General features: G+C 79.3%; 1 pseudogene. It reads left to right on the forward strand.

Features of this window, described 5'->3' with window-relative positions:
* Positions 1 to 434: pseudogene (locus tag BKE38_RS32715) on the forward strand (hypothetical protein); the annotation flags it as partial.
* Positions 435 to 444: the final 10 nt, after the last annotated feature.

Here is a 444-nt window from a genome sequence, read left to right on the forward strand (position 1 = left end):
CGCCGCCGCCGCCCGACCTGCCCCCGCCGCCCCGCCCGGCCGAGCCGCTGCCGCAGCCCAGCCTGCCGCTGGCCCGCGGCATGGAGCCGCTGCCCGCCGGCGGCTGGCGCCTGTCCGGCAGCCTGGCGCGCGGCCTGGCCGACGCCCCCGCCCACACTGCGCTGACCGGCATCGCCCGCTGGCTGGCCGAGAGCACCGAGGGCCGCGTCACCATCGCCGCCCAGGTGGCCGGCCCCGAGGACGACGTCTCGCTGGCGCGGCGCGATTCGCTGGCGCATGGCCAGGCGATCCGCCGTATCCTCGAGCAGGGCGGGCTGGACGGCACCCGCATCGACATCCGACCGCTCGGCCGCACCGCCGAGGGTCGCGACGCCATCGAGCTGCTGCCCCCCAGCGCCCGCCGCAATCAGAGCCAGAGCCAGAGCCGCCCATGACCCGCCCGAC

Source organism: Teichococcus deserti (genome assembly GCF_001982615.1).
Taxonomy (GTDB): Bacteria; Pseudomonadota; Alphaproteobacteria; order Acetobacterales; family Acetobacteraceae; genus Pseudoroseomonas; species Pseudoroseomonas deserti.